Source organism: Lentzea flava, assembly GCF_014648475.1.
In the GTDB taxonomy this organism is placed as follows: domain Bacteria; phylum Actinomycetota; class Actinomycetes; order Mycobacteriales; family Pseudonocardiaceae; genus Lentzea; species Lentzea flava.
This window is the reverse complement of record NZ_BMRE01000126.1, coordinates 1-4364: the sequence shown is the minus strand read 5'-3', so window position 1 is coordinate 4364 and position 4364 is coordinate 1. Positions and strand designations below refer to the sequence as shown.

The window sequence follows — 4364 nt, the reverse complement described above, 5'->3', positions numbered from 1 at the left end:
CCTGGCTCAACCTCGTCGAACGCTGGTTCTCCGAGCCGACGACCAAGAAACCCCAACGAGGAAGCCACACCAGCGTCCGCGCGCTCAACCGCGACATCCGCGCATGAATCAAGACCTGGAACGACGAACCACGGCCCTACGTCTGGACCAAGACCGCCGCCCAGATCCTCCACTCCATCGCCCGCTACTGCACACGAACTAAGAACTCAGGACACTAGGCTTCCTCGTCCAGCAGTTAGTCCGGCGATGACGATGCGTCCCAGCTGTGGCACAGTCGTACCCGCCCGCGGCTGCTGACGTGGCCCCCACCCGTGCTGGCGACATCTTCAGATCCGGGCGAGGACGCGGCTCGCGGGGTGCAGTGGGGGGACCTTCGCCCCCGGTTCGGCCATCGCGGTCGCAGCCTGAGCGCACGACCGCCTGGTGTGGTTCCATTGACTTGGACGTGGTTCCGCCGCGGCCGCGCCGCGCTCGCCGAGGTAGTCCGGTATGGTGATCGCGCAGTGATGACCATACCGGCGCGACGATGACGGGGCTCCAGCCGCTCCGTGACGCCGCCGCGCTGAGAGGGTCGGTCTATGACGACAGCGCCGTTCGACGATCTCCCCTCGCCCGCGCAGTGTGCGCCGATCACGGTCCTCGCTCTGCGGTTGCTAGCCGACCTCCGCCAGTGGACTGCGGCGTTTGCCCTGCGCGACACCCCGGTGGAGGCGATGGCCATGACCGCGGCAACCATCAGCCCGTGGCGGAGTGCCGACGAACTGCGTCTCGCTACGCGGATGTACGCGTGGACCTACGCGCTGGACGACGAGGTCGAGCGGGAAGTCACCGACCAGGCCAACCTGGACGCACTGCTTGGCTGCTGCGCGGAGATCGTCCGCACCGGCCGCTACGACGGCACGCATCCCCTGCTGGCGGCACTGGCCGCGTGGCAGCGGGAGGTGAACGATCTCTCCGTCCACCCTCGACTCTCCGACCTCTGGGTCGGCAAGGTCGACTTGGCGCTGCGGGGCGTCCGCTACGACTGGGTCACGGGGCGGGACCGTTCCGGAGGCCAGGCCGTTGGCACTGACGTGCGCGAGTACCTGAGCCACGCGGACAGCATCCTGGTCTGGATGGCCAACTTCGGCCGCTGGGTCACCCTGCCCGCTCCGGAGCTGCTCGGCGAGCTGGACACACTGGTGTCGGCCATGGATGACTTGGTGGTCGCCGTCCGCTTGGCCAACGACGTCGCCACCTATTCCTGGGAACGGGTCGAAGGCGGCCAGAACAACGTCCTCATGTACGACGTCACTCCCGATTGGGTACTTCGTGAGATGCACACCGCGGCGGATTCCGCCCGGCGGCGCCTCGCGGGGCTCGTCGCCGGCGGCTGCGCACCCGCGGTGGAGATAGTTCGACAGTTGGACTGCGCGCTCAGCTTCTACGCCCTCGCCGACTTCCGGGGATGGGGCTCAGACATGCCTGTTGGGTCCGGTACGGGAAACCGCCAGGCGGACGGTGGAAATCACTGAGAAAGCGAGTCTCCCGGAAAAGCTCGTCCGCGAGCGGGGGTGTGCCCTTACCATCGACCTCGACGGCCACCATTTCGTGCGCAGCGCGATGGGAGTGCGGGCATGACGGAATCGAAATCGGCCGAAACCGATGTTCTCCTGCAAGGTTTCACCTTCCTGGAGGGGCCCGCGGTGGCACGACGGTGAACTCTGGGTATCGGACATGCACGGTCTCGCTGTCCACGCCGTGGACGTGGCGGGGACGTCCGGACGGTGGCCGAGGTGCCCGGACGTCCGGCTGGCCTCGGCTGGCTGCCGGACGGGCGCCTGCTCGTGGTCTCCATGGCAGACCGCACAATCCTCCGGTTGGATCTGGACGGGCTCACCGTGCACGCCGACCTATCCGCGCTGGCTGCCCATGACCTCAACGACATGTGGGTCAATCGCGATGGCCGGGCCTATATCAGCGAGATGGGAGTCGATCTCGAATCGTTCCTCGCTGCGAACTCACGGGCGGTGGCGGAGCGCGACATGGGGACGCTCGCCGCCGCGGACGTGCCCGCGGCGAAGCTGTTCCGCGTCGACCCGAACGGGTCTATCGCCGACGTGACGGCGGACCTGCGCTTCCCCAACGGCGTCACGGTCAGCCCGGACGGCGGGCTGTTGGTCGTCGCAGAAACGCTCGGCCAGCGACTATCCGTGTACGACCTAGCGGACGGACGGTTGACCGACAGGCGGACGGCGGCGCTCGGGTTCCTGCCAGACGGGATCTCGGCGATGGACGAGGAGGGGGTGTGTCTGGTGGCGAGCCCGTTCACCAACAGCGCGGAACGGGTCACGCTCGACGGCCAGGCTGCGGGCCGAGTCCGCAGCGACGAATGGTGATCGCCTGCGACCTCGGCGGATCGGACGGGCGAACGTTGGTCCTGTGTACAGCGTCTGGTGCCGATCACACGGCGACCGTGCTTGGGTCGCGGCTGGAGATCGCAGTGGTGAGCACCCCGAGACGGGTGATGCCGTAAGGCGAAACTTGTCCCACGCGGCTGCAGGGGGCGACGTGATGGCGCTGCAGTTCCTGGCGGTGTTCAGCTCGACCTCGCCGCACTTCCGCCCCCAAACACCACTGCCTCGCTGCACTCGAGTACCCCGCCGAGATAACCGACTGCTTCACCACCTGGAACCAGGCCACCGGACTTGGCCACAACGGCCTGAGCACGACGTCGCCACACAGGCCTACCAGGGCCCAACGCCCCAACCTTCGGCAAGCATCACCCCTCCCACAGCACGAGCGGGGTGGACCTGCTCGGCCACCTCCTGACCGGCCATCACCTGCCCCTGCGGCCCCAGGTCGCAGCCGCCATCGTCCTGCCTCTACGCCAACCGCTCAGCCGCATCGACCGCCTCACCGTCGACGACGTGATCCACGACGGCGACCAGCTCGTCCTACGACTCGGCGAACCGCCGTCCCCGGTCCCCGGACTGGTCGCCGACCTCCTGCGCAGCTGGATCCTCAGCCGGAACAACATGAGCACCGCAGCGGACCGAGACTCGCGCCAGCAGTCCCCATGCGTCGGGCCGGACAGCCGATGCACTCCGAGGCGCTGCACCCCCCCTGGTCAACAGTCCCGGAATCCCCACCGTCGCCAGCCGAGCCTCCGCGATCCGCGCACACGTCCTACAGATGCCCCTGGCAAACCGAGAAGCTCACCTGAGACCTTCGTGCACAGTGGAATCGAGACTGCGCGGTGGAAGTCCACGACTTCGCCCTCGAGGAGTTTCTCTCCGCCGGCGTCGAGCAGTTCGTCGGTGATCTGCTCGGCGCTCACTCGCAGTCGAGTATTCCCGGCCCCCTTGTGTTGGGGCGGCTCGATGAGCCAGGTCCCATCGCGACATCGCTGATCACCCTCGTCGGCCAGCTCTCGCGTTTGTCGTTGCTTCTACACTGCCTCGCTCGCACCACCGACGACGGCCTGGCGGCGACTCTGTATCACGAGTTGACCAAGGTGAGGTCACCGGCTCAAGCAGCAAGACCCGTCAATCTTCAAGATCACCACTCAGCTCGCTACCCTTCTTCGCTGGGACAGATCGAGCAGCATCTGGCGCTGTCGAAGCGTCTGTTCGACGACCTAACCTCACCCAAATCGACACCTACTTTGTCGCACGTGACATGGACGCGGCCAAGGCCAAGATGATCCCGAGCATCCAGCAAGATGCGCTCATCCTCGAGCGCATCAAATGCACGATCCACTCGTTCCTCGTCACAACGGAGTGCGAGCTAGACGAGGGCCAGCAGGACGCGCCTCTCTTCCTCCGCGCCCAGGAGTACATCAACACGCCTTGGCCAAGCACGCGTCTGCAGCGCTGGAGAAGTTCATCGCCGCTCAGGACCGCCTCTACAGCGGAAAGGCAGAAGACCTGGCACACGCGCTGACTTCGTGCCGACGCATGACCAAAGCGCTCGCGGATGCCCTGTACCCGGCCAACGACCTCAAGATCAGAGGAAAAGACGGCATCGACGCAAGATGTCTGACGACCTGTACCGCAACCGTCTCGTTCAGCACGTGCGCGAGCAGCTTGGCGAACGGACGCATGGCAGCGTTCTACAAGCAACTCTCGATGGACTTGGCGCTCGGCTGACGTCACTCGACGCACTTGCAAGCAAGGGAGTCCACGACGACGTATCCGCGTCGGAGGCCGAGAGGCAGCGATCGCGCCGTTGCTGCCCGCGCAGAGCGGGCAGCGAGGCGGGCGGTGTCGCAGCCACCGGCAGGTGATCAACGCGATCCTGTGGAAGGAACGCACCGGCGCGCCCTGGCGTGACCTGCCCGAACGGTATGGGCCGTGGAAGACCGCGCACGAGCGGCTGCGGAA

5 protein-coding genes and 1 pseudogene are annotated in these 4364 nt (G+C 66.5%); all 6 read left to right on the top strand.

Annotation, left to right across the window (positions count from 1 at the left end; translation table 11 throughout):
- Window positions 1-218, top strand: a pseudogene (locus IEZ09_RS45705) (IS630 family transposase); the annotation flags it as partial.
- Between the two features lie 360 nt (window positions 219-578).
- Entirely contained in the window at window positions 579-1514 is a 936-nt protein-coding gene (locus IEZ09_RS45700; protein WP_189260111.1) for a terpene synthase, read from the top strand.
- 252 nt (window positions 1515-1766) lie between these two features.
- Window positions 1767-2378 carry an SMP-30/gluconolactonase/LRE family protein gene (locus tag IEZ09_RS45695; RefSeq protein ID WP_189260110.1) on the top strand — a complete coding sequence of 204 codons (612 nt, stop codon included), beginning with the start codon at window positions 1767-1769 and terminating at the stop codon, window positions 2376-2378.
- Between the two features lie 860 nt (window positions 2379-3238).
- A complete protein-coding gene (locus tag IEZ09_RS45690) occupies window positions 3239-3685 on the top strand; it encodes a hypothetical protein (protein WP_189260109.1) in 447 nt (148 codons plus the stop codon).
- A 145-nt stretch (window positions 3686-3830) separates the two neighbouring features.
- Entirely contained in the window at window positions 3831-4130 is a 300-nt protein-coding gene (locus IEZ09_RS45685) for a hypothetical protein (protein WP_189260108.1), read from the top strand.
- A 43-nt stretch (window positions 4131-4173) separates the two neighbouring features.
- The coding region (locus tag IEZ09_RS45680; protein WP_189260112.1) for a transposase at window positions 4174-4364 on the top strand (191 nt) is incomplete at its 3' end.

What these genes read in the sequence shown, in the direction of transcription:
- IEZ09_RS45700 (WP_189260111.1), top strand. Translation starts at nt 579, where the DNA reads ATGACGACAGCGCCGTTCGACGATCTCCCCTCGCCCGCGCAGTGTGCG.